The sequence below is a fragment of the Pseudomonas sp. CFSAN084952 genome (assembly GCF_009648855.1).
GTDB classification, from domain to species: Bacteria; Pseudomonadota; Gammaproteobacteria; order Pseudomonadales; family Pseudomonadaceae; genus Aquipseudomonas; species Aquipseudomonas paracarnis.
The window spans coordinates 5,466,697-5,487,696 of the sequence record NZ_CP045767.1; the positions used below are offsets into that span (position 1 = coordinate 5,466,697).

Here is a 21,000-nt window from a genome sequence, read left to right on the forward strand (position 1 = left end):
GGGTAAAGCCCATGCGCAGCAATGACTAGGATAAGTTGAGCTTATGTATGAAGCGCTGGGTGACCTCTCTCTCGATTTGCTGCGCGCCTTTGAGGCGGCGGCGCGTCATCGCAGTTTCACCGCGGCCGCGATGGAGCTGGGTACCACCCAACCGGCGGTCAGCCAGCAAATCAAACGCCTTGAAGAGCAACTGGCGATCCGCCTGTTTGATCGCATTTACCGCGGCATTGAACTGACCGACGCTGGCGCCCTGCTGTTCGAGCATGTGCAAGGCGGCCTGCAGAACATCAATCAGGGCCTCGGCGCCATCACTCAACAAAGCCAGCATGAAGTGCTGCAAGTCGCCACCGACTTTGCCTTCGCCGCCTATTGGCTGATGCCACGCCTGCATCGCTTTCACCAGGCCAACCCGCAGGTGGATGTCAGCCTGGTCACCAGTGAGCGCAACCACGCCACGCTGCGCAGCGATATTGATGTGGCGGTGCTGTTTGGCGATGGCCGTTTCAAGCAGGGCGAAAGCCTGTGGTTGTTCAATGAGGAAGTGTTCCCGGTGTGCAGCCCGCAGTGGCTCAAGGAGCAGGTCGCGCCCCTGACGGTGCAGACCTTGCAAGACTGCCCGTTGCTGCACCTGCGCCAGGAAAACAACAGCCAGTGGTTCGACTGGAATGGCGTGTTCCGTGAATTGGGTATCACGGCTGCGCCGACCCCTGGGCAATTGCGCTTTGACAACTACACCTTGCTGATCCAGGCCGCGATTGCCGGCCAGGGCGTCGCCATCGGCTGGCGCCACCTGGTGGATAACCTGCTGGAGCAGAATTGGCTGTGCCGGCCGATCAGCCACACGGTGACGTCGCGCTTGGGCTATTACGTGGTGCAGCCCCAGCGCAAACGCCGTGGGCAGTTGGTGGACCGATTTGTCGAGTGGCTGGTGGCGGAACAGGCCAGCAGTGCGCAGTCGTTGACCGGGCTGGCCCTGCCGTCGATTGCGGTCTAGGATCGGCGCACAGTGTAACCGGAGTCTGCCATGCAACGTATCAAGGGCTACCACGCCCATATCTACTTCGATGCCAGCACGATCGAGCAGGCGCGCACGCTCTGTGAAGACGCCGCCAAGTTGTTCCCGCTGCGCATGGGCCGCGTGCACGAGCGGCCCGTGGGCCCGCACCCGGATTGGAGTTGCCAGTTGGCGTTCGAGCCGGAATATATCGGCGTGGTGTTGCCGTGGCTGGCGCTGCATCGCAATGGTCTGGTGGTGTTCCTGCACCCTGAAACCGGTGACGACCTCAAGGACCACACCGATTACGCCATCTGGATGGGTGCGATGCGCGAACTGGACCTGTCTATTTTTTAGCCTTTCCTACCCGATAATCCTGCGTCTTTCCCTAAGTAAAAACAGGATGAGTTGTAGGATTAATCTTGTCTTGTCTCATTATATGGGATTGATATTTATATATTGAGATATTCCGCGCCCTAGGTTTATATTCGCCCATCTGCTTTTTTCAGCACCCACTCATTTCAGGTGAAGCGATGCAGGCGCAATTGATCGCGCTCGATTGGGGGACCAGCTCCCTTCGTGCTTACAAACTCGGCCCCGCGGGGGTTGTGCTGGAACAGCGCTCGCAAGCCTGGGGCATCATGCATTTGCCCACAGAGCCCCGGGAAATAGCCGGTGTGCTGTGCACTGACGGCTTTGAACTGGCGTTCGATAGCGCCTGTGGCGATTGGCTTGATGCCCAGCCCGAGCTGCCGGTGATCGCTTGCGGCATGGTCGGCAGCGCACAGGGTTGGAGCGAGGCGGCCTATCGCAGCACGCCCGTGGATGTCGCCAGTCTCGGCCAGGCATTGCATGGCATACGCAGCCTGCGTGGGGTGCAGGTGCATATCGTGCCGGGGGTGATCGAGCAAGTGGGTCTGCCCAATGTCATGCGTGGCGAAGAAACCCAAGTGCTCGGCGTACTGCAAGGGCTAGGGCCCCAGGTGTTGATCGGCCTGCCCGGCAGCCATTCCAAGTGGGTCGAGGTGGTGGAAGGCCGCATTACCCATTTCGATACCTTCATGACTGGCGAAGTGTTTGCGGTGTTGAGCAAGCACAGCATTCTGGGGCGTACCCAACAAGCAAGCGAGCAGTTCCAGGCCGAGGCGTTTGATCGAGGCGTGCGCGTGGCGCTGTCCAACGATGGTCAGCGTGGCGTACTTTCGACCCTGTTCAGTGCCCGTACCCTTGGGCTGACCGCGCAGCTGGCGCCCGACCAGCAACCCGATTACCTGTCTGGCCTGCTCATCGGCCATGAGCTCGCCGGCTTGCCAGATTCGGCCAAACATCAGCCGATCATCCTGGTCGGCGCTGCTGCACTTTGCGCCCGCTATCAACGCGCCCTCGCCCTTTGCGGATTTGCCCACGTCAGCCTGGCGCAAGAAGCCACCGAGCGTGGCCTGTGGCAACTGGCGCAAGCCGCCGGGCTCATTCGACCTGTACTGGAGGCCTGACATGCTCAAGCAAGCACTCGCACAAAACGGTTTGATCGCCATCCTGCGCGGCCTACGCCCCGACGAAGCCCAGGCGGTCGGCCAAGTGCTGTACGACGCGGGGTTTCGCGTGATCGAAGTGCCGCTCAACTCGCCAGACCCTTACACCAGCATCCGCATCCTGCGCGACAGCTTGCCCGCCGATTGCCTGATCGGTGCCGGCACGGTGTTGACGCCTGAGCAGGTCGAACAGGTCAAGGCCGCCGGAGGCCAGGTGATCGTCATGCCCCACAGCGATGCCAAGGTGCTGCGTGCCGCTAAAGCGGCGGGCCTGTACTTGTCGCCTGGGGTAGCCACGCCTACGGAGGCCTTTGCCGCACTGGCCGAAGGCGCCGATGTGTTGAAGCTGTTCCCGGCCGAGCAGATGGGCCCTTCAGTGATCAAGGCATGGCTGGCGGTATTGCCGGCGGGCACATTGCTGCTGCCGGTGGGCGGCATCACCCCGGACAACATGCAGGTGTTTACCGACGCCGGCGCCAAGGGCTTCGGATTGGGTTCCGGGCTGTTCAAGCCGGGCATGACAGTGGATCAGGTTGCGAGCCGTGCCCAGGCTTATGTCGCCGCCTGGAAAGCCCTCGGCTGAGAGCATATTCCGCGCCCACAGGCGCTGCATCTATAAGAGAGACAAGAGATGAAAATCACCAAACTGACGACCTTTATCGTTCCGCCGCGCTGGTGCTTCCTCAAGGTCGAAACCGACCAGGGTGTGACCGGCTGGGGCGAGCCGGTGGTCGAGGGCCGCGCTCACACGGTGGCCGCCGCCGTGGAAGAACTGTCCGACTACCTGATCGGCAAAGACCCACGCAATATCGAAGATATCTGGACCGTGCTCTATCGCGGCGGCTTCTACCGAGGCGGCGCGGTGCACATGAGCGCCCTCGCCGGTATCGACCAAGCGTTGTGGGACATCAAGGGCAAAGCCCTCGGTGTGTCGGTCAGCGATCTGCTGGGCGGCCAGGTGCGTGACAAGATTCGCGTGTACTCATGGATCGGCGGTGACCGCCCCGCCGACACCGCCCGTGCTGCCAAAGAGGCCGTAGCGCGTGGCTTCACGGCGGTAAAAATGAACGGCACCGAAGAATTGCAGTTCGTCGACAGCTTCGAAAAAGTCGACCTGGCCCTGGCCAACGTCGCTGCCGTGCGCGATGCGGTCGGCCCTAACGTGGGTATCGGCGTCGACTTCCATGGCCGCGTGCACAAGCCGATGGCCAAGGTGCTGATGAAAGAGCTCGACCCATACAAACTGATGTTCATTGAAGAGCCGGTGCTGAGCGAAAACTACGAAGCGCTGAAAGAACTGGCGCCGCTGACCAGTACGCCGATCGCCCTGGGCGAGCGCCTGTTCTCGCGCTGGGATTTCAAGCGGGTGCTCAGCGAAGGCTACGTCGACATCATTCAGCCGGACGCCTCCCACGCCGGTGGGATTACCGAAACCCGCAAGATCGCCAACATGGCCGAAGCCTACGACGTGGCCTTGGCCCTGCACTGCCCACTGGGCCCGATTGCCTTGGCGGCATGCCTGCAATTGGATGCGGTTTGCTACAACGCGTTTATCCAGGAGCAGAGCCTGGGTATTCACTACAACGAAAGCAATGATCTGCTCGACTACGTGCGAGACCCGGGCGTATTCGACTATGACCAGGGCTTTGTGAAGATCCCCAACGGCCCGGGGTTGGGCATTGAGATCAACGAGGAGTATGTGGTTGAGCGCGCGGCCATCGGCCATCGCTGGCGCAACCCGATCTGGCGCCATGCCGATGGCAGTTTTGCCGAGTGGTGATTTCCACTTGATTGAAACGCGCTAAAAATGTGGGAGCTGGCTTGCCTGCGATGGCGGTGGGCCAGTCACCGCAGCGGTGCCATTCATGCCGCCATCGCAGGCAAGCCAGCTCCCACATTGAGCGCGTTCCTTCCTCAACAAATATAAAAAGAGGCACCCCCCATGCACCCTGAATCCCTCACCGGGCAGGCTTCTTTAGTCACGCCTAGCAGAAAGCGCTTTTTCATCATGGTGCTGCTGTTCATCACCGTGGTCATCAACTACCTCGACCGCAGCAACCTGTCGATTGCCGCGCCCGCGCTGACCAGCGAGCTGGGGATCGACCCGGTGCAAGTCGGGCTGATTTTCTCTGCCTTCGGCTGGACGTACGCGGCCATGCAAATCCCGGGTGGCTGGCTGGTAGATCGAGTGCCGCCGCGCATTCTCTACACGGCAGCCCTGCTGCTGTGGTCGATTGCCACCGTGATGCTCGGTTTCGCCGCCAGCTTTATCGCGCTGTTTGTGCTGCGCATGGCCGTGGGTGCGTTGGAGGCACCGGCCTATCCCATCAACAGCCGTGTGGTCACCACCTGGTTTCCCGAGCGTGAGCGCGCCACGGCTATCGGCGTCTATACCTCCGGGCAATTCGTCGGCCTGGCGTTCCTCACCCCGGTGTTGGCGTGGCTGCAGCACCAGTACGGCTGGCACATGGTGTTTGTGGTAACCGGTGGCATCGGCATCCTGTGGGCGGCGATCTGGTATGCGGTGTATCGCGAGCCCAAGGATTTCAAAGGCGTCAACGAAGCCGAAGTCCAACTGATCCGCGACGGTGGCGGGCTGGTGGACATGCAGGCTAAAACCGTCAAGGCACCCTTCAGTTGGGCCGACCTCGGCATCGTGCTGAGCAAGCGCAAGCTGTGGGGCATCTACCTGGGCCAGTTTTGCCTGAACTCCACGCTGTGGTTCTTCCTGACCTGGTTCCCGACGTACCTGGTGAAATATCGCGGCATGGACTTTATCCAGTCTGGCTTGCTGGCCTCCTTGCCGTTCCTGGCCGCGTTTGTGGGCGTGCTGTGTTCGGGGGTGTTTTCCGATTGGCTGATTCGGCGTGGGGCGTCAGTGGGCTTTGCGCGCAAGTTACCGATCATCAGCGGGCTGCTGATTTCCACGGCGATCATCGGGGCCAACTACGTGGAATCGACGGGGTGGGTCATCGCGTTTCTGGCGGTGGCGTTTTTCGGCAATGGCCTGGCGTCGATCACCTGGTCGTTGGTGTCGACCTTGGCGCCTGCCCGTCTGCTGGGGCTGACCGGCGGGGTGTTCAACTTCATTGGCAACCTGGCGGCGATTGCCACACCTATCGTGATTGGCTTTCTGGCCAGTGGCTCATCGTTTGCGCCGGCCATCACCTATATCGCGGTCTTGGCGTTGCTCGGTGCGCTTTCCTACATATTGCTGGTCGGCAAAGTCGAGCGGATCGAGCTGTAAAAAGGGCGACCTTCGGGTCGCCTTTTTTTGTTCTACGGCACCGACATCTCGTTGCGAAATATATTGTGCGGGTCCCAGCGCTGCTTGGTACGGCGCAAGCGGCTTTCGATCATCAGATCGGGAAAGAAGATTTTGTACCACTGGGGGTTTTTGCCGTTGGCCGGGTTACCCCCTTTGTAAGTCATGTCGAGGTCGGGGTAATTGATGTAGCAGCCTTCGAACGCATCGTTGAGCGGCACGCCTTGAGCGTCGGCAAACGCGTTGAAGTACAGCCCCCGGATCCAGTCAGCATGGACTTGGTCCGCAGCGGCGCTGTCGCCGTGCCAGTAACATTGGGGTTGCCACTTGAGGAAGGACGACCGCTGGGCGGCCGACGACTCCTTGCGTACGGGCGCACTGGCGGCGTTGATCTGGCCGCCGAAGGACTGGATCTGGATCAGGCTTTGTGTCAGGTGGTTGTCTGGGTCTGGCCAGGTCAAGGCCCGCCAGATGGCCTCTAATACGTGAGGGCTGAATTCACCTTTCTGATAGGCCGATTTATAGCGCCCACGCTGATTGTCTCCCGAACCATTCAATGTTTGCTGGCACGCCAGCCAATCCAGGCGCCGCGCCGCAGCCTGGGCGGATGACACTGAGTCGATGGGGCGCCCGCCGACTGTGCCAGGCGGCAAATGGACCACATGAAACGGCACCAGCGACTCGGTGGCAGGTAAGCCGATGGCCGTGAGCATCTTGTCGACAAAATCATCGAAGGGCGCAAGGTCGTTCAGCTCACCCTCCTTGTCCACATAATGGATGCCCAGGGTGATATTGCCTGTGTGCTCGTGGCGCATTTCCAGTTTGGTCGCCAGGCCCCAGGTGTCCGGGTTGTTCTGATGGCTGGCAAACCATAGCTGGTAAGCCGCCAGCAGATTGTTCAGTGCATCCTGGGTCAGTACTGACCAATCCCATTCCAACACCAGCCACAGTACTTCTTTGGGGGCCGGTGGCAGGTCTTCGAAGTAATAGCTGGTGATAATGCCGAATTGCCCACCCCCCGCACCGCAGCACGCGGCGAACAGGTCCAATTCGTCCTGTTGCGTGCTGTCCCGGCTGACATGGCGCGGTTCGAGCCCTTTGCCTTGGCTGTCAGGCACCAGGATATCGACCCCGCTGAGCCAGTCACACACCAGTCCATACTTGCGCGACAGCAGCCCGTAGCCGCCACCACAAATGTGCCCGCCCAGGCCCACTGAGTAACATGACCCGCCGGGCAGGGTCTTGTTGGCTTGCTTGTACAACGCGCTATAGCTGTCCCAGGCCTGGCTGCCGGCCTCGAGGCGAAAGCGGTAGCGAAAGGGCTGCGTCGGGCTCAGCTCTGAGCCGATTTGCCCGCTGGCGTCGTACACCACTCGGTTCAGCGCGCTGATATCCAGGATCGACAGCACCTCATTCGGGCTGTCGGGCATCTTGTTGGCGACAAACCCTTCGTAGCAATGACCGCCGCTGCGTACGGTGATGCGCCCATTGGGCAGGGCCAATGCCTGGGCGGCGGCGTCCATGATGTCTTGCGGGCTGCGGCACAGGTAAATCAGATTGGCGCCCTTGGTCGACGACTGGCCCTGCACGTTTCCCAAGGGCCAGCGCAGGTTGAAGCCTTTTTGTAGGGCTGAGTGACGACGGTCTGAAACCGTGACGAGATCAAATGCCATGATGTACTCCTTAAAGAGACAAGAATGACTTCTGATGCGGCTAACTTAACGACCGAGGGGCAAGGACTGCAGGACTTGCGAAGGTGGTTAGACGGCAAAGGGCACGAAGTGCGATAAAAAAGGAGGTGGGCGACATGCCCACCTCCTTTGAAGCCTAGCGTATGAGCTGCGGTTGTTGCGCCGTGCAGTTTACTTGCGTGCGTTGCGAACACCTTCCGACAGCGCCGCGCACAGGGTCAATACGCCATCAATGGCTTGCTGGTCGTTCTTGGCCGTGGCGATGTGATCGATCAGCGCCGAACCCACTACCACCCCGTCTGCCAGGCGTGCGATGGCCGCTGCCTGGTCCGGTGTGCGGATACCAAAGCCGATGCTGATCGGCAGGTCGGTATGACGGCGCAGGCGGGTCACGGCTTCTTCGACGTGTTCCAGAGTGGCGGCGCCCGCCCCGGTGACACCGGCGACCGACACGTAATACACAAACCCGGAGCTGCCATTGAGCACAGTAGGCAGGCGCACATCATCGGTGGTCGGCGTGGTCAGGCGGATAAAGTCGATGCCTGCGGCCTGGGCCGGGTCGCACAGCTCGCCGTTGTGCTCGGGGGGCATGTCCACCACGATCAGGCCGTCGACGCCAGCTGCCTTGGCATCGGCAATGAACTGCGACACGCCATATTTATGGATCGGGTTGAAATAGCCCATCAACACCAGCGGCGTGTCGTTGTTGTCCTGGCGGAACTCGCGAACCATCTGCAGGGTTTTCAACAGGTTCTGTTTGGCGGCCAGCGCGCGGATATTGGCCAGTTGAATGGCCGGGCCGTCGGCCATCGGGTCGGTGAAGGGCATGCCCAGTTCGATCACGTCGGCGCCAGCGGCCGGCAAGCCCTTGAGGATCGCCAGCGAGGTGTCATAGCCGGGGTCGCCAGCGGTGACGAAGGTCACCAGGGCGGCGCGGTTTTGTTCTTTAAGTTGCGCAAAGCGCGTTTGCAGGCGGCTCATCAGTGTTTCTCCTGCTTGGACTGTTCCATATGGTGCATCACGGTCTGCATGTCTTTGTCGCCACGGCCCGAGAGATTGACCACCATCAGATGATCCTTGGGCAAGTTTGGCGCGCGCTTGAATACTTCAGCCAGGGCGTGGGCGCTTTCCAGGGCAGGAATGATCCCTTCCAGGCGGCAGCATTTGTGGAAGGCTTCCAGGGCTTCGTCGTCCGTTACCGAGGTGTATTGGACGCGGCCAATGTCATGCAACCAGGCGTGTTCCGGGCCGATACCGGGGTAGTCCAGGCCTGCGGAAATCGAGTGGGCGTCGATGATCTGGCCGTCGTCGTCCTGCAGCAGGAAGGTGCGATTGCCGTGCAGCACGCCCGGGACGCCGCCGTTGAGGCTGGCGGCGTGCTTGCCGGTTTCGATGCCATGGCCTGCGGCTTCAACGCCGATGATCTCGACGCTGGTGTCATCCAGGAACGGGTGGAACAGGCCCATGGCGTTGGAACCGCCGCCGATGCACGCCACCAGGCTGTCCGGCAGGCGGCCTTCCTGGGCTTGCAGCTGGGTGCGGGTTTCCTTGCCGATCACTGCCTGGAAGTCGCGCACCATCGCCGGGTATGGGTGTGGGCCGGCCACGGTGCCGATCAGGTAGAAGGTGCTGTCGACGTTGGTGACCCAGTCGCGCAGGGCTTCGTTCATGGCGTCTTTGAGGGTGCCGGTGCCGGCGACCACGGGGATGACCTCGGCGCCCAGCAGCTTCATGCGAAACACGTTGGCCTGCTGGCGCTCGATGTCGGTGGTGCCCATGTAGATCACGCATTGCAGGCCAAAGCGCGCCGCCACAGTTGCGGTGGCCACGCCGTGCATGCCGGCGCCGGTCTCGGCGATGATGCGTTTCTTGCCCATGCGCCGGGCCAGCAGGATCTGGCCGATGCAGTTGTTGATCTTGTGCGCGCCGGTGTGGTTGAGCTCTTCGCGCTTGAGGTAGATCTTGGCGCCGCCGCAGAACTCGGTGAGGCGTTCGGCAAAGTACAGCGGGCTTGGGCGTCCGACATAATCGCGCTGAAAGTAGGCCAATTCTTCGTTAAACGCCGGATCTACCTTCGCCGCTTCGTATTCACGGGCCAGGTCGAGAATCAACGGCATCAGGGTTTCAGCGACGTAGCGGCCGCCGAACGCACCAAACAGGCCGTTGGCGTCGGGGCCGTTGCGTAGATCGGTCTGGGACTGAGTCATGGGACGCTCCAGGAAAAATGTGTTTAAAGGCAATGACGGTCACTCTACTCGTGACGCCCTGGCCTGAAAACCGATAAGATCGCCGTAACCTGTCAGGAAAACTCACAGATGAGTCGTGATCTCCCGCCCCTTAATGCCCTGCGCGCTTTTGAAGCCACTGCTCGCCTTAACAGCGTCAGCCAGGCTGCGCAGCTATTGCACGTGACCCACGGTGCTGTCAGCCGGCAATTGAAAGTACTGGAGGAGCATTTGGGCGTGAGCCTGTTCGTCAAGGATGGACGCGGCCTTAAACTCACAGATGCTGGCGTCAGGCTACGAGATGCCAGCAGCGAGGCTTTTGAGCGGTTGCGCGACGTGTGCGCCGAACTCACCCAACGCGGCGCTGATGCGCCCTTCGTTCTTGGCTGTTCAGGCAGCTTGCTGGCGCGTTGGTTTATCCCTCGGCTGGGGCGGTTGAATGCCGACTTGCCGGATTTACGCCTGCACCTGTCGGCGGGCGAAGGCGATCTGGACCCGCGCCGTCCGGGGCTGGATGCCCTGCTGGTATTCGCTGAGCCGCCTTGGCCGGCGGACATGCAAGTGTATGAATTGGCCAGCGAGCGTATCGGCCCGGTCTTGAGCCCCCGCTTCGCCGGTTTTGAACACCTGCGTCAGGCCCCAGCGTCGGAACTGCTGGAGCAACCCTTGCTTCACACCACGTCAAGGCCGCAAGCCTGGCCCAGTTGGGCACGGCAACACGGCATCGAACCCGGTGCGCTGAAGCTCGGCCAGGGGTTTGAGCATTTGTATTATTTACTGGAAGCGGCGGTTGCCGGCTTGGGAGTGGCAATTGCGCCAGAACCGCTGGTGGCAGAGGACCTGCGAGCGGGTCGCCTGGTGGCGCCGTGGGGGTTCAGTGAAACCCCGGCGCACCTGGCGTTGTGGCTACCCAAGCGCGCCGCAGACGGGCGCGCCGGGCAGTTGGCGCAATGGCTCAAGGCTGAGCTGTTGCGTCAACCGGTGTAACCGGTCAATCAGTCACCGCGCTTGCACAGCAGGTAAGCCGCCAGCAGGCCCAGCGCGCCCACGGCGACGCCAGCGGTCGTCCATGGGTGCTCTTGTGCGTAGTCACGGGTGGCAGCGCTGGTTTCGCGGATTTTGACTTTGCTTTCTTCGTAGGCGTCGCTGATCAGATGGCGAGAGTGCTTGAGCGCGTTCTCGGCATTGCTCTTCAAGGCCTTCAGCGTTTTGCGCGACTCATCGGACGCGTCGTCCTTGAGGCTCTCCAGAGATTTGAGCAGGCTCGAAATCTCGGCTTCCATGCTTTCCAGCGACGCTTTGCGTAAAGAAGTGTTGGCCATGTGGACATCTCCTGAAGTGATTGAGTGGCGTGTGTAGATACCGACTGCGCCGGTTTCAGAAAGTGCAGTAATTCTGAACTTTCGCCTCCCAACGGTCGCCTGAAGCAGTACGCACATTCGCTGCTAGTCTTGATTGACGACCTAAAGGAGAAACGCCATGAGTGATCATCACACGTACAAGAAAGTCGAACTGGTAGGCTCTTCCACCACCAGCATCGAAGACGCGATCAACAATGCCCTGGCCGAAGCCAACAAGAGCATCAAGCATCTGGAATGGTTTGAGGTGACCGAAACCCGTGGTCACATCAAGGATGGCAAGGCTGCACACTTCCAGGTCACGCTCAAAGTGGGATTCCGCATTGCCAGTAGTTGATCGGCAGAGTTGAACTTTGCCCGCTGGCCGATTGCCATAACCTGCGCTACAAACAACGGGTGCCGACGCGATGAGCGTCGGCACGCTCTTTTTGATCAGCGCAAGGAAAGTAACGGATGAAGAAGTTTCTGTTAGCGGTAGGGTTGTTGAGCATTGCGGGTACCGCTATGGCGGCGGGCAAGCCTTGTGAAGAGCTGAAAAGCGAAATCGCAGCGAAAATCGACGCCAAGGGTGCTTCGGGGTATTCGCTGGAAGTGGTGGACAAAGGTGCTACGCCAAGTGACCACACAGTAGTTGGCACCTGCGAAGGTGGCACCAAGGAAATTGCCTACAAGCGCGGCTAACCTCGTGCTGTATAAGCGACGCACCTGTGGCGAGGGAGCTTGCTCCCGCTGGGCTGCGTAGCGGCCCCAAAAAAATGGGAGCGCTGCGCACTCCAGCGGGAGCAAGCTCCCTCGCCACAGGTATATCGTTTTACCATTCAGCCCTTCATCACTTGTGCGAGCAGCTCGTAGGAATGAATCCGGTCGGCGTGCTCATACAGGTCACTGGTAAAAATCAGCTCATCAGCGCCGGTCTGCTCGATCAACACCTCCAGCTTGCCGCGAATCTTCGCCGGGCTGCCCACCATGGCCAGGCCGAGGAAGCTGCCCACCGCGTCTTTTTCGTGAGGTAACCACAGGCCGTCCATGGTTTTTACTGGAGGGCGCTGCACCAGGCTCTGGCCGCGCATCAACGCGAGAATACGCTGGTACACCGAGGTGGCCAGGTAATCGGCCTGCTCATCGGTGTCCGCGGCCACCAGCGGAATGCCGAGCATCACGTAGGGCTTGTCCAGCACCGCCGAAGGCTTGAAGTGATTGCGGTACACGCGAATTGCTTCGTGCATCAGGCGCGGCGCGAAATGGGAGGCGAAGGCGTAAGGCAAGCCACGCTCACCGGCCAATTGCGCGCTGAACAGGCTTGAACCCAGCAGCCACACTGGCACATTGGTGCCGGTGCCCGGTACCGCGATAACCCGTTGGTCGGGCGTACGCGGGCCCAAGTAGGCCATCAGCTCGGCCACATCTTCGGGGAAGTCATCGGCACTGCCGGAGCGCTCACGGCGTAGGGCGCGGGCGGTCATCTGGTCGGAACCGGGGGCGCGCCCCAGGCCCAGGTCGATACGGCCAGGGTAGAGGCTTTCCAGGGTGCCGAACTGCTCGGCGATCACCAGTGGCGCGTGGTTAGGCAGCATCACCCCGCCGGAACCCACGCGAATGGTCGAGGTGCCGCCTGCCAGGTAACCGAGCAGTACCGAGGTAGCCGAACTGGCGATACCGTCCATATTGTGGTGCTCGGCTACCCAGAAACGGTGGTATCCGAACTTCTCCACATGCTGGGCCAGGTCCAGGGAATTGCGCAGGGACTGCGCCGGGTTGCCGTCGGCGCGCACGGGCACGAGGTCAAGGGTCGAGAATTTTACGTCGGACAGCGATTTCATAAGCCTGCTTCTCCAATTGGGCGCACAGGCTTTTTTAAACGAGCCAAAACCTGCCGCTGCATGTGCATACCCTATGCAATGAGGGCATATACCCGAGATTCAATAGTAACCGCCAAATTTCCTACTTAATCACTAGGTTTTTCTTACAAGTGAACTTTGCCGCGGCGTCTATCCTCAGAACCCTTACCGACGCAAAACCACCGTTCGAGGAGAAAGCTATGAGTATCGTTAAAAAGGCATCCGCGCATTGGGAAGGTGACCTGAAGACTGGCCTGGGCTCCATTTCCACCGAAACCGGCGTGCTGCGCGAAGCGCCCTACGGCTTCAAGGCCCGCTTCGAGGGCGGCAAGGGTACCAACCCTGAAGAATTGATCGGCGCGGCTCACGCCGGCTGTTTCTCCATGGCGTTTTCCATGATTCTTGGCGACGCCGGGCTCAAGGCTGACAGTATCGACACCCAGGCCGAAGTGACCCTGGACCAGGTCGAGGGCGGCTTTGCGATTACAGCAGTGCATCTGATCCTGAAGGCCAAAATTCCAGGCGCGAGCCAGGCGCAGTTCGATGAACTGAGCAAAAAGGCCAAGGAAGGGTGCCCGGTGTCCAAGGTGCTGAATGCAACCATCACCTTGGATGCCACGCTGGTCAACTGACACAGCAGTCATCTTGTGTGGGAGCGGGCTTGCTCGCGAATGCGGTGGATCAGCCGATATCTTCGGTGCCTGATACTGCGTATTCGCGAGCAAGCCCGCTCTCACATTTTTGGTGCTGCGTTAAATTAGAACTCGTGTTTGCAAAATGTGGTCGAATAGCCCATGCAGCCTAGGCGCACACTCGTGCGCAGCGCATTCAGGGAGCTCCACACATGAAACGTTTTGCCTTGGCAATCATCTGCGGTGTATTGGCCACTTCGGCCGTGGCCGCGCCAAAAGATTGTGAAGAGCTCAGGAAAGAAATCGAAGTGAAGATCCAGGCCAAGGCGATTCCGTCCTACACCCTGGAAATCATCACCGCCGAAGAAGCCAAGAACCATGACGAAGCCATGATTGTCGGCTCATGCGAAAGCGGCACCAAGCGCATCATCTATCAAAAGAACAACGACTGATTCAGATGCAGTTCACGCTGCGCTCTTCGGCCAATAGCTGGCGGGTTGAGTCGTACAGCCGGATGTTGGGCGTGAACGCCAGTGATCGCCCTTCCAGCACATAGTGCTGGCCGGCCTGAAAGCGGTCGTACTGCAGCGTCATGAAGCAGGTGCGATACATCATCTGGCTGAGGCCACCCAGGCCGCCGCCGGCGGGCACTTCAAAGTCAAAGCGCACCATCAGCTCGTGAGGGCCGGGAGGCATTTGAAAAAAGCGCCCGTCGTCGAGGTTTTTCCCGTCCAGGCGCTGAGCCATCACCAACTTGGAACCCGGTGTCGGCGTGGTGAAATCCACCCAGGCCTGCTGCGGGTCCACAGGGGGGATGGGGGTATAGGCGCAAGCGCTGAGGAACACAGCGGCGAGGGGAAGCACAAGCTGGCGCATGGCAGGTACTCAACACGAAGAGAGGCTTGAGTATAAACACGCCATGCCGTGGAAAAATCCCCTGCAAGCGCGATAGTCTGGCGAACCCATCATCCAGGAGCAGTCAGGGCATGATCAGGCGTTTTCTTCCAGGGCTGATGGTTGTGCTGCTCAGCGGCTGCTCCAGTGTCAGTTATTACAGCCAGTTGGCGAGTGGCCAGTGGCAGCTGTTGCGGGCCCGGGAGCCGGTTGCCGAGGTCATCGCCGACCCTGCTCGCCCGCCAGTGCTGCGCGAGCATCTGGCTCAATCGCAGAGAGCCCGAACCTTTGCCAGTGAACAACTGCATCTGCCTGACAACCAAAGTTATCGGCTGTATGCCGATATCGGCCGGCCCTATGTGGTCTGGAATGTCTTTGCCACGCAGGAATTTTCTCTGTCACCACAGAACCATTGCTTTCCCATCGCCGGTTGCGTCGCCTATCGCGGCTACTACAACCAAGGCGCTGCGCGGGGCGAGGCGGCGCTGTTGCGGCAGCAGGGCATGGATGTGTCGATTGGTGGCGTGGAGGCCTATTCCACCCTGGGCTGGTTCAACGACCCGATCATGAGTTCGATGATGAGCTGGGGCGATGAGCGCCTCGCCACGCTGATCTTCCATGAGCTGGCCCACCAGCGCTTCTACGTGAAAGATGACACCGAGTTCAACGAGTCCTATGCCAGTTTTGTCGAGCAGGAAGGCACCCGACAATGGCGTGCGGCGCGGGGCCTGGCGCCTGTCGGCGATGCGGCGTTGAAGCAACGCGATCAATTTATCCGGCTGATTCTCGATACCCGCAAACGTCTGGAGGCGTTGTACGCGCAGCCGTTGGCGGCGGACGCCATGCGCCGGGCCAAAGCGGCGCAATTCGAGCAGTTGCGTAGCGAATACCGGCACCTGCGCGATAGCCAATGGGGTGGTGACAAGCGTTATGACGCCTGGATCAACCAGCCGATGAATAACGCGCGGCTTTTGCCGTTTGGGTTGTATGACCAATGGGTGCCGGCGTTTGCGGCGTTGTTTGCGCGGGAAGGCGGGGATTGGGTGAGGTTTTATGCGGCGGTGGAGAAGTTGGGTGAGCTGCCGGTGGAGCAGCGTAAGGCGGCGTTGAGGCAGTTGGAGAGGGTTGGCCGTTAGGGCCTTATCGCAGGCAAGCCAGCTCCCACAATTGACCGATTTTCAACATGAGAATGCGGTCAACTGTGGGCGCTGGCTTGCCTGCGAAAGCGGTCTCAAGGACGCTGCAAAAACGCCTGATGCATCTGGTCCAACGTCTCGAAATGCCAGGTTGGCGCCTCGGCATTCAGCTCTTCAAAACTACCAAACCCATACCCCACGGCGACCGAATCCAGACCATTACTGCGTGCCCCGATCAGGTCATGCTTGCGATCACCGATCATCAGGGTGGTGGCTGGGTCCAGCCTTTCCTCACGCATCAAATGCGCGATCAATTCGACCTTGTTGGTGCGCGTACCGTCCAGTTCGCTGCCGTAGATCACCTTGAAGTGCTTGGCAAAGTCGAAATGCCGCGCAATCTCGCGGGCAAATTCCCACGGTTTGGAGGTGGCGATGTACAGCTGGCGCCCTTGGCTGTTCAACTCTTCCAACAACGGCATGACCCCGTCGAACACGCGGTTTTCATACAGTCCGGTAATCTTGAAGCGCTCGCGGTAGAAATTCACCGCCTCCCATGCCTTGGCCTCGTCGAAGGCGTAAAACTGCATGAACGCCTGCAACAAGGGCGGGCCGATGAAGTGTTCGAGCTTGGTCAGGTCGGGCTCATCAATGCCCAGTTTGGCCAGGGCGTACTGGATCGAACGGGTAATGCCCTCGCGCGGGTCGGTGAGGGTGCCGTCCAGGTCGAACAGGACGGTGGGGTGATGCAGGGTCATTGATCGAATCCTTCGGCCAGGTGCAGGTCTTTGAGCTTCACGTAGTTCGCCGCGCTGTAGGTGAAAAAGGCGCGCTCTTTGTCAGTCAATGCGCGAACCTGCTTAACCGGGCTGCCCACATACAAAAAACCGCTGTCGAGTTTCTTGCCTGGCGGCACCAGGCTGCCGGCACCGATGATCACGTCGTCTTCAACCACGGCGCCATCCATCACGATGCTGCCCATGCCGATCAGGACGCGGCTACCTACGGTGCAGCCATGCAGCATGACCTTATGGGCGATGGTCACATCGTCGCCGATCAGCAACGGGTAACCCTGCGGATTGAACGGCCCGGCATGGGTAATGTGCAGCACACAGCCGTCTTGCACGCTGGTGCGCGCACCGATGCGGATGCGGTGCATGTCGCCGCGAATCACGGTCAGCGGCCAAACCGAGCTGTCAGTGCCGATTTCGACATCGCCGATCACCACCGCCGAAATATCGACAAACGCCCCGGCGCCGAGGGTTGGCGTGTGGTTCTGATAGGTGCGAAGGGTCACGATAGCCTCTCTCTGTTGTGCTGATAGCTGCGGTGGGTGTTGATTGTAATTAAGATGGCCCCATCTTTGTTCTACATGTTTCTTCAGCCAAGGTGCCCACCGTGAGCGCGAACAACCCTCTTTTGCAGTCCTACGACCTGCCGCCGTTCTCGGCGATCCGTGCCGAGCACGTCCAGCCGGCCATCGAACAGATCCTCGCCGACAACCGCGTGGCAATCGCAGAGATCCTGCAAAGCCAGGGTAAAAATCCGACGTGGGCCGGCCTGGTCCTGGCCATGGATGAACTCAATGATCGCCTCGGCGCGGCCTGGAGCCCGGTCAGCCATCTCAATGCCGTGTGCAACAGCGCCGAACTGCGCGAAGCCTACGAGGCGTGCCTGCCGGCCTTGAGCGCTTACTCCACCGAAATGGGCCAGAACCGTGAGCTGTTCCAGGCCTTCGAAGCCCTGGCCAACAGCCCGGAAGCTGCCGGTTTCGATGTGGCACAAAAAACCATTCTGGAGCACTCCCTGCGTGACTTCCGCCTGTCGGGTATCGACTTGCCGCCGGAGCAGCAAAAACGCTACGCCGAGGTACAGAGCAAGCTATCCGAGCTGGGCAGCAAATTCTCCAACCAGTTGCTGGACGCCACCCAGGCCTGGACCAAACACATCACCGATGAAGCCACCCTCGCCGGCCTGACCGATTCGGCCAAGGCGCAAATGGCCGCCGCCGCTCAGGCCAAGGGCCTCGACGGCTGGCTGATCACCTTGGAATTCCCCAGCTACTACGCCGTCATGACCTACGCCCAGGACCGTGCCCTGCGTGAAGAGGTGTACGCCGCCTACTGCACCCGTGCCTCGGACCAAGGCCCGAATGCCGGTCAGAACGATAACGGCCCGGTGATGGAACAGATCCTCGACCTGCGTCAGGAACTGGCCCAATTGCTGGGTTATGCGTCGTTCTCCGAGCTGAGCCTGGCCACCAAGATGGCCGAGTCCAGCGACCAGGTGCTCAGCTTCCTGCGTGACCTGGCCAAGCGCAGCAAGCCGTTTGCCGCCCAGGACCTGCAGCAACTCAAGGCCTATGCCGCCGAGCAAGGCTGCGCCGATCTGCAAAGCTGGGACAGCGGTTTCTACGGCGAAAAACTGCGTGAGCAGCGCTACAGCGTGTCCCAGGAAGCGCTACGCGCCTACTTCCCCATCGACAAAGTGCTGGGCGGCCTGTTTGCCATTGTGCAGCGCCTGTACGGCATCGAGATCGCCGAGCTTAAAGGCTTCGACACCTGGCACCCGGATGTGCGCTTGTTCGAGATCAAGGAGAACGGCGAGCACGTCGGACGTTTCTTCTTCGACCTGTACGCCCGCGCCAACAAGCGTGGCGGTGCCTGGATGGATGGCGCCCGTGACCGCCGCCGTACCGTTGATGGCGTGCTGCAAAGCCCCGTCGCCAACCTGGTGTGCAACTTCACTCCGGCCGACAGCGGCAAGCCTGCCCTGCTGACCCACGATGAAGTCACCACCCTGTTCCACGAATTCGGCCATGGCCTGCATCACCTGCTCACCCGCGTGGAACATGCCGGGGTATCCGGTATCAACGGTGTGGCGTGGGACGCGGTGGAACTGCCGAGCCAATTCATGGAGAACTGGTGCTGGGAGCCTGAAGGCCTGGCGCTGATCTCCGGCCACTACGAAACCGGCGAGCCCCTGCCCCAGGACTTGCTGGAGAAAATGCTCGCGGCGAAAAATTTCCAGTCCGGCCTGATGATGGTGCGTCAGCTGGAGTTCTCACTGTTCGACTTTGAACTGCACGCCACCCATGGCGATGGTCGCAGTGTGGCCCAGGTGCTTGAAGGCGTGCGCGATGAAGTCTCGGTCATGCGCCCACCGGCCTACAACCGCTTCCCCAACAGCTTCGCTCACATCTTCGCCGGCGGTTATGCGGCGGGCTACTACAGCTACAAGTGGGCCGAAGTGCTGTCGGCGGATGCGTTCTCCAAGTTTGAGGAAGACGGCGTGCTCAACGCCCAGACCGGGCGTGCCTTCCGTGAAGCCATCCTGGCGCGTGGCGGTTCCCAGGCGCCGATGGTGCTGTTCGTCGACTTCCGCGGACGCGCGCCGTCGATTGACGCACTCTTGCGCCACAGCGGCCTGAGTGAGGACGCAGCAGCATGAGTGAAGGGCCTGTGATCACCAAAAAGCAATTTATCGCCGGGGCGGTCTGCCCGGCGTGCAGCGAGCCGGACAAGTTGAAGATGTGGACCGAAAACAGCGTGCCGCACCGCGAATGCGTGGCCTGCGGGTATACCGATACGCTGAATGATCAAGGCCTGTCGGTGCCCAAGGAATTGGGCACTAGGGTCAATACCACCGCGTTGAAAGCGCCGGCGGATCCTAAAGTGCAGGCAGTGCAGTTCTTCCCGAACCCGAAGCTGAAAAAAGACTAAAACCGCACTCACTGTAGGAGCGAGCAAGCTCGCTCCTACAATTTTTTCTCTTGCTGGCCCGTTGTGGTGATCCAGTCTTTCATTGAGCACAACGCAAAGGCGCTGGTGCTGCAATCCCCATTCGCCAAAGCTGTACGCAACTTGTCGACATCAGCTTTTATCATGTAGCGAACGCCGTCCTTGAAACCATTGCTGCTGCCAAAGCCGCCCAAGGTCATTTCGTTCAGCGCGTCCTCCTTGCTCCACCCTTGAACCACCACCCGATACATCGCTGCCATCAGGCCGGTGCGGTCGGCGCCGTGCTTGCAATGCATCAACACCGGGCCATCGGCCTCTGCTGCCTGAATCGCCCTGATCGCCGCCAGCACGTCGGCATCGTCGACGTGGTTGGTGCGATAACTCAACTGCACCTGTTTGATATCAGATGACTGGAGCCACTGCGCATCAGGTTCCGGCAGGAAGTTGATGACCGTAGCGATCTTGAGCGTTTGCAACAGCGGCAGCGCACGCTCGTCCGGCAATGCACTGCGATAGAGCGTGGGTGTCATTTGATGCAGGTTGTATTGGTTACCCACCGGCTGGGCCCATTCCGGCGAGCGGATCGACGCAGCCTCATCGGCTTGTACGGTGTTGAGCAGGCTCATGAGCGCCAGGCCGAGAGCGAGCAGTATGCGTGTGTTGAACATGAACGTTGTGACCGAGCGAGGAAGTGGTTGATGGGCCACAGACTCACTCACGGCGGGTCAATAAGGCGTGAGGTTCGCGTCAAAGAATCGTGATACTTGCTATCTGATCCGGTGTTTTTGTCGCCGAATTGACGCCTCTGAATTCTTAGCCTGCTATCATTTGTAACTAATGTTTGCCATTGTGCTGTATCTGCTTGGATCCAATTAGCCGCAAAGCCTTCACGCTGCTCCCAGAAGCGGCGGATAAACCCGTGACCACATGATGAGGTGTACCTATGTCTGATCAAGATCAAGACAACCCCCGGCGTGACTTTTTACGCAAATCCTTGACCTTGATCCCGGTGGTCACGGTCGCCAGCACTGGCCTTGGCGGTTCGATGTTGATGGCCACTGCGGAACCGGCCCAGGCCGAGCCGGCCAAACCTGCGGCGAGCGATAAAGCCTATGAGCCGAGCTATTTCACGGCCGAGGAATGGGCGTTTATCAACGCCGCCGTCGAGCGCTTGATTCCCGCTGACGCCCAGGGACCCGGTGCCTTGGAGGCTGGCGCGCCGGAATACATCGACCGCCAGATGAACACCCCTTACGCCAGTGGCGCCCTGTGGTTCATGCAAGGCCCGTTCAACGCCGATGCGGCGCCGGAGATGGGCTGGCAGAGCAAATTGGTGCCCAAGGAGATCTATCGCCTGGGTATTGCTGCGACGGATGCCTGGTCGAAAGCGTTCAACGGTAAAGCTTTTGCTGCGCAAGACAGCGCTACCCGAGACGATATGCTCAGGCGTCTGGAGGCTGGCGGTAGCGAAGTGGCGGCGCACTTCGACGCGGTGCCGCCCAAGATGTTCTTCAACCTTTTGCTGCAAAACACCAAGGAAGGCTTCTTCTGCGACCCTATCCACGGCGGTAATAAAGGCATGGTCGGCTGGACCATGATCGGCTTCCCCGGCGCCCGCGCCGACTTCATGGATTGGGTGGAACGCAACGAGCAATACCCCTTCCCGGCTGTTTCCATTCGCGGTGAGAGGGCATAAAC

General features: G+C 60.3%; 24 protein-coding genes. 15 read left to right on the forward strand and 9 right to left on the reverse strand.

The genetic code is table 11. The features are described 5' to 3' along the window. The first annotated feature begins 43 nt into the window (after positions 1–43). From GH769_RS24955 to GH769_RS24980, 6 genes are all read left to right on the forward strand, one after another. A complete protein-coding gene (locus tag GH769_RS24955; RefSeq protein ID WP_032901547.1) occupies positions 44–994 on the forward strand; it encodes a LysR family transcriptional regulator in 951 nt (316 codons plus the stop codon). A gap of 30 nt (positions 995–1,024) precedes the next feature. Continuing rightward, complete coding sequence (locus tag GH769_RS24960) at positions 1,025–1,351, forward strand: DOPA 4,5-dioxygenase family protein (RefSeq protein WP_014716300.1); 327 nt, start codon at positions 1,025–1,027, stop codon at positions 1,349–1,351. 176 nt (positions 1,352–1,527) lie between these two features. Then, entirely contained in the window at positions 1,528–2,487 is a 960-nt protein-coding gene (locus tag GH769_RS24965) for a 2-dehydro-3-deoxygalactonokinase (protein ID WP_014716301.1), read from the forward strand. 1 nt (position 2,488) lies between these two features. Next, on the forward strand, positions 2,489–3,109 hold the full coding sequence (locus GH769_RS24970) for a 2-dehydro-3-deoxy-6-phosphogalactonate aldolase (RefSeq protein WP_014716302.1): 621 nt from the start codon (positions 2,489–2,491) through the stop codon (positions 3,107–3,109). A gap of 48 nt (positions 3,110–3,157) precedes the next feature. Then, entirely contained in the window at positions 3,158–4,306 is a 1,149-nt protein-coding gene (dgoD, locus tag GH769_RS24975; protein WP_003187297.1) for a galactonate dehydratase, read from the forward strand. Between the two features lie 162 nt (positions 4,307–4,468). After that, positions 4,469–5,773, forward strand: coding sequence for an MFS transporter (locus GH769_RS24980; RefSeq protein WP_032901548.1), 1,305 nt, complete (start codon positions 4,469–4,471; stop codon positions 5,771–5,773). A gap of 32 nt (positions 5,774–5,805) precedes the next feature. Here the strand turns inward: GH769_RS24980 and GH769_RS24985 are convergent, their stop codons facing one another. The 3 genes from GH769_RS24985 to trpB all read right to left on the reverse strand — a co-directional run bounded on the left by GH769_RS24985 (position 5,806) and on the right by trpB (position 9,689). Continuing rightward, the gene (locus GH769_RS24985; RefSeq protein WP_032901549.1) at positions 5,806–7,464 is read right to left on the reverse strand and encodes a BBE domain-containing protein; all 1,659 of its coding nucleotides are present in this window, start codon (positions 7,462–7,464) and stop codon (positions 5,806–5,808) included. 189 nt (positions 7,465–7,653) lie between these two features. Next, on the reverse strand, positions 7,654–8,463 hold the full coding sequence (trpA, locus tag GH769_RS24990; RefSeq protein ID WP_014716305.1) for a tryptophan synthase subunit alpha: 810 nt from the start codon (positions 8,461–8,463) through the stop codon (positions 7,654–7,656). Next, on the reverse strand, positions 8,463–9,689 hold the full coding sequence (gene trpB, locus GH769_RS24995; RefSeq protein ID WP_014716306.1) for a tryptophan synthase subunit beta: 1,227 nt from the start codon (positions 9,687–9,689) through the stop codon (positions 8,463–8,465). The genes trpA and trpB overlap by 1 nt, the downstream gene beginning before the upstream one ends. 108 nt (positions 9,690–9,797) lie before the next feature. Between trpB and GH769_RS25000 the strand changes: the two genes are divergently transcribed. After that, positions 9,798–10,694 carry a LysR family transcriptional regulator gene (locus tag GH769_RS25000; protein ID WP_019816921.1) on the forward strand — a complete coding sequence of 299 codons (897 nt, stop codon included), beginning with the start codon at positions 9,798–9,800 and terminating at the stop codon, positions 10,692–10,694. Between the two features lie 8 nt (positions 10,695–10,702). On the opposite strand, the gene GH769_RS25005 is transcribed toward GH769_RS25000, so the two are convergent. Beyond that, positions 10,703–11,029, reverse strand: coding sequence for a YqjD family protein (locus tag GH769_RS25005; protein WP_003187304.1), 327 nt, complete (start codon positions 11,027–11,029; stop codon positions 10,703–10,705). A gap of 157 nt (positions 11,030–11,186) precedes the next feature. Between GH769_RS25005 and GH769_RS25010 the strand changes: the two genes are divergently transcribed. Continuing rightward, positions 11,187–11,402, forward strand: coding sequence for a dodecin (locus tag GH769_RS25010; RefSeq protein ID WP_005783406.1), 216 nt, complete (start codon positions 11,187–11,189; stop codon positions 11,400–11,402). A 116-nt stretch (positions 11,403–11,518) separates the two neighbouring features. Beyond that, positions 11,519–11,746, forward strand: coding sequence for a DUF1161 domain-containing protein (locus tag GH769_RS25015; RefSeq protein WP_014716308.1), 228 nt, complete (start codon positions 11,519–11,521; stop codon positions 11,744–11,746). 137 nt (positions 11,747–11,883) lie between these two features. Here the strand turns inward: GH769_RS25015 and GH769_RS25020 are convergent, their stop codons facing one another. After that, a complete protein-coding gene (locus GH769_RS25020) occupies positions 11,884–12,885 on the reverse strand; it encodes an LLM class flavin-dependent oxidoreductase (RefSeq protein ID WP_014716309.1) in 1,002 nt (333 codons plus the stop codon). A gap of 218 nt (positions 12,886–13,103) precedes the next feature. Between GH769_RS25020 and GH769_RS25025 the strand changes: the two genes are divergently transcribed. Together GH769_RS25025 and GH769_RS25030 are read left to right on the forward strand one after the other, a co-directional pair. Beyond that, the gene (locus GH769_RS25025; RefSeq protein WP_003187311.1) at positions 13,104–13,535 is read left to right on the forward strand and encodes an OsmC family protein; all 432 of its coding nucleotides are present in this window, start codon (positions 13,104–13,106) and stop codon (positions 13,533–13,535) included. A 212-nt stretch (positions 13,536–13,747) separates the two neighbouring features. Further along, positions 13,748–13,987: a DUF1161 domain-containing protein gene (locus GH769_RS25030; RefSeq protein WP_020301418.1), complete on the forward strand. Its 240-nt coding sequence runs from the start codon at positions 13,748–13,750 to the stop codon at positions 13,985–13,987. 1 nt (position 13,988) lies between these two features. On the opposite strand, the gene GH769_RS25035 is transcribed toward GH769_RS25030, so the two are convergent. Beyond that, the gene (locus GH769_RS25035; protein ID WP_032901550.1) at positions 13,989–14,411 is read right to left on the reverse strand and encodes a hypothetical protein; all 423 of its coding nucleotides are present in this window, start codon (positions 14,409–14,411) and stop codon (positions 13,989–13,991) included. 110 nt (positions 14,412–14,521) lie between these two features. On the opposite strand from GH769_RS25035, the gene GH769_RS25040 reads away from it, so the two are divergent. Further along, positions 14,522–15,565 (forward strand): aminopeptidase, encoded by a 1,044-nt coding sequence (locus GH769_RS25040; protein WP_014716311.1) that lies wholly within the window; start codon positions 14,522–14,524, stop codon positions 15,563–15,565. 95 nt (positions 15,566–15,660) lie between these two features. On the opposite strand, the gene GH769_RS25045 is transcribed toward GH769_RS25040, so the two are convergent. Continuing rightward, positions 15,661–16,320, reverse strand: a complete 660-nt coding sequence (locus GH769_RS25045) for an HAD family hydrolase (RefSeq protein ID WP_020301417.1) — start codon at positions 16,318–16,320, stop codon at positions 15,661–15,663. Beyond that, on the reverse strand, positions 16,317–16,859 hold the full coding sequence (locus tag GH769_RS25050; RefSeq protein WP_003187318.1) for a gamma carbonic anhydrase family protein: 543 nt from the start codon (positions 16,857–16,859) through the stop codon (positions 16,317–16,319). Before GH769_RS25050 ends, GH769_RS25045 begins: the two co-directional genes overlap by 4 nt. Positions 16,860–16,960: 101 nt before the next feature. Between GH769_RS25050 and prlC the strand changes: the two genes are divergently transcribed. Both prlC and GH769_RS25060 read left to right on the forward strand, forming a co-directional pair. Next, positions 16,961–19,012, forward strand: coding sequence for an oligopeptidase A (gene prlC / locus GH769_RS25055; protein WP_032901551.1), 2,052 nt, complete (start codon positions 16,961–16,963; stop codon positions 19,010–19,012). Continuing rightward, positions 19,009–19,284 carry a YheV family putative zinc ribbon protein gene (locus tag GH769_RS25060; RefSeq protein ID WP_014716315.1) on the forward strand — a complete coding sequence of 92 codons (276 nt, stop codon included), beginning with the start codon at positions 19,009–19,011 and terminating at the stop codon, positions 19,282–19,284. Before prlC ends, GH769_RS25060 begins: the two co-directional genes overlap by 4 nt. A 35-nt stretch (positions 19,285–19,319) precedes the next feature. On the opposite strand, the gene GH769_RS25065 is transcribed toward GH769_RS25060, so the two are convergent. Further along, the gene (locus tag GH769_RS25065; protein WP_032901552.1) at positions 19,320–19,970 is read right to left on the reverse strand and encodes a dual specificity protein phosphatase family protein; all 651 of its coding nucleotides are present in this window, start codon (positions 19,968–19,970) and stop codon (positions 19,320–19,322) included. A gap of 275 nt (positions 19,971–20,245) precedes the next feature. On the opposite strand from GH769_RS25065, the gene GH769_RS25070 reads away from it, so the two are divergent. Further along, the gene (locus GH769_RS25070) at positions 20,246–20,998 is read left to right on the forward strand and encodes a gluconate 2-dehydrogenase subunit 3 family protein (protein WP_032901553.1); all 753 of its coding nucleotides are present in this window, start codon (positions 20,246–20,248) and stop codon (positions 20,996–20,998) included. Positions 20,999–21,000 lie beyond the last annotated feature (2 nt).

What these genes read in the sequence shown, in the direction of transcription:
- GH769_RS25010 (WP_005783406.1), top strand. Translation starts at nt 11,187, where the DNA reads ATGAGTGATCATCACACGTACAAGAAAGTCGAACTGGTAGGCTCTTCC.
- GH769_RS25015 (WP_014716308.1), top strand. Translation starts at nt 11,519, where the DNA reads ATGAAGAAGTTTCTGTTAGCGGTAGGGTTGTTGAGCATTGCGGGTACC.
- trpA (WP_014716305.1), bottom strand. Translation starts at nt 8,463, where the DNA reads ATGAGCCGCCTGCAAACGCGCTTTGCGCAACTTAAAGAACAAAACCGC.
- GH769_RS25070 (WP_032901553.1), top strand. Translation starts at nt 20,246, where the DNA reads ATGTCTGATCAAGATCAAGACAACCCCCGGCGTGACTTTTTACGCAAA.
- GH769_RS25030 (WP_020301418.1), top strand. Translation starts at nt 13,748, where the DNA reads ATGAAACGTTTTGCCTTGGCAATCATCTGCGGTGTATTGGCCACTTCG.
- GH769_RS25040 (WP_014716311.1), top strand. Translation starts at nt 14,522, where the DNA reads ATGATCAGGCGTTTTCTTCCAGGGCTGATGGTTGTGCTGCTCAGCGGC.
- GH769_RS24955 (WP_032901547.1), top strand. Translation starts at nt 44, where the DNA reads ATGTATGAAGCGCTGGGTGACCTCTCTCTCGATTTGCTGCGCGCCTTT.
- GH769_RS24985 (WP_032901549.1), bottom strand. Translation starts at nt 7,464, where the DNA reads ATGGCATTTGATCTCGTCACGGTTTCAGACCGTCGTCACTCAGCCCTA.
- trpB (WP_014716306.1), bottom strand. Translation starts at nt 9,689, where the DNA reads ATGACTCAGTCCCAGACCGATCTACGCAACGGCCCCGACGCCAACGGC.
- GH769_RS25060 (WP_014716315.1), top strand. Translation starts at nt 19,009, where the DNA reads ATGAGTGAAGGGCCTGTGATCACCAAAAAGCAATTTATCGCCGGGGCG.
- GH769_RS25045 (WP_020301417.1), bottom strand. Translation starts at nt 16,320, where the DNA reads ATGACCCTGCATCACCCCACCGTCCTGTTCGACCTGGACGGCACCCTC.
- GH769_RS25000 (WP_019816921.1), top strand. Translation starts at nt 9,798, where the DNA reads ATGAGTCGTGATCTCCCGCCCCTTAATGCCCTGCGCGCTTTTGAAGCC.
- GH769_RS24980 (WP_032901548.1), top strand. Translation starts at nt 4,469, where the DNA reads ATGCACCCTGAATCCCTCACCGGGCAGGCTTCTTTAGTCACGCCTAGC.
- GH769_RS25025 (WP_003187311.1), top strand. Translation starts at nt 13,104, where the DNA reads ATGAGTATCGTTAAAAAGGCATCCGCGCATTGGGAAGGTGACCTGAAG.
- GH769_RS25005 (WP_003187304.1), bottom strand. Translation starts at nt 11,029, where the DNA reads ATGGCCAACACTTCTTTACGCAAAGCGTCGCTGGAAAGCATGGAAGCC.
- GH769_RS25065 (WP_032901552.1), bottom strand. Translation starts at nt 19,970, where the DNA reads ATGTTCAACACACGCATACTGCTCGCTCTCGGCCTGGCGCTCATGAGC.
- GH769_RS24960 (WP_014716300.1), top strand. Translation starts at nt 1,025, where the DNA reads ATGCAACGTATCAAGGGCTACCACGCCCATATCTACTTCGATGCCAGC.
- dgoD (WP_003187297.1), top strand. Translation starts at nt 3,158, where the DNA reads ATGAAAATCACCAAACTGACGACCTTTATCGTTCCGCCGCGCTGGTGC.
- GH769_RS25020 (WP_014716309.1), bottom strand. Translation starts at nt 12,885, where the DNA reads ATGAAATCGCTGTCCGACGTAAAATTCTCGACCCTTGACCTCGTGCCC.
- GH769_RS24965 (WP_014716301.1), top strand. Translation starts at nt 1,528, where the DNA reads ATGCAGGCGCAATTGATCGCGCTCGATTGGGGGACCAGCTCCCTTCGT.
- GH769_RS24970 (WP_014716302.1), top strand. Translation starts at nt 2,489, where the DNA reads ATGCTCAAGCAAGCACTCGCACAAAACGGTTTGATCGCCATCCTGCGC.
- GH769_RS25035 (WP_032901550.1), bottom strand. Translation starts at nt 14,411, where the DNA reads ATGCGCCAGCTTGTGCTTCCCCTCGCCGCTGTGTTCCTCAGCGCTTGC.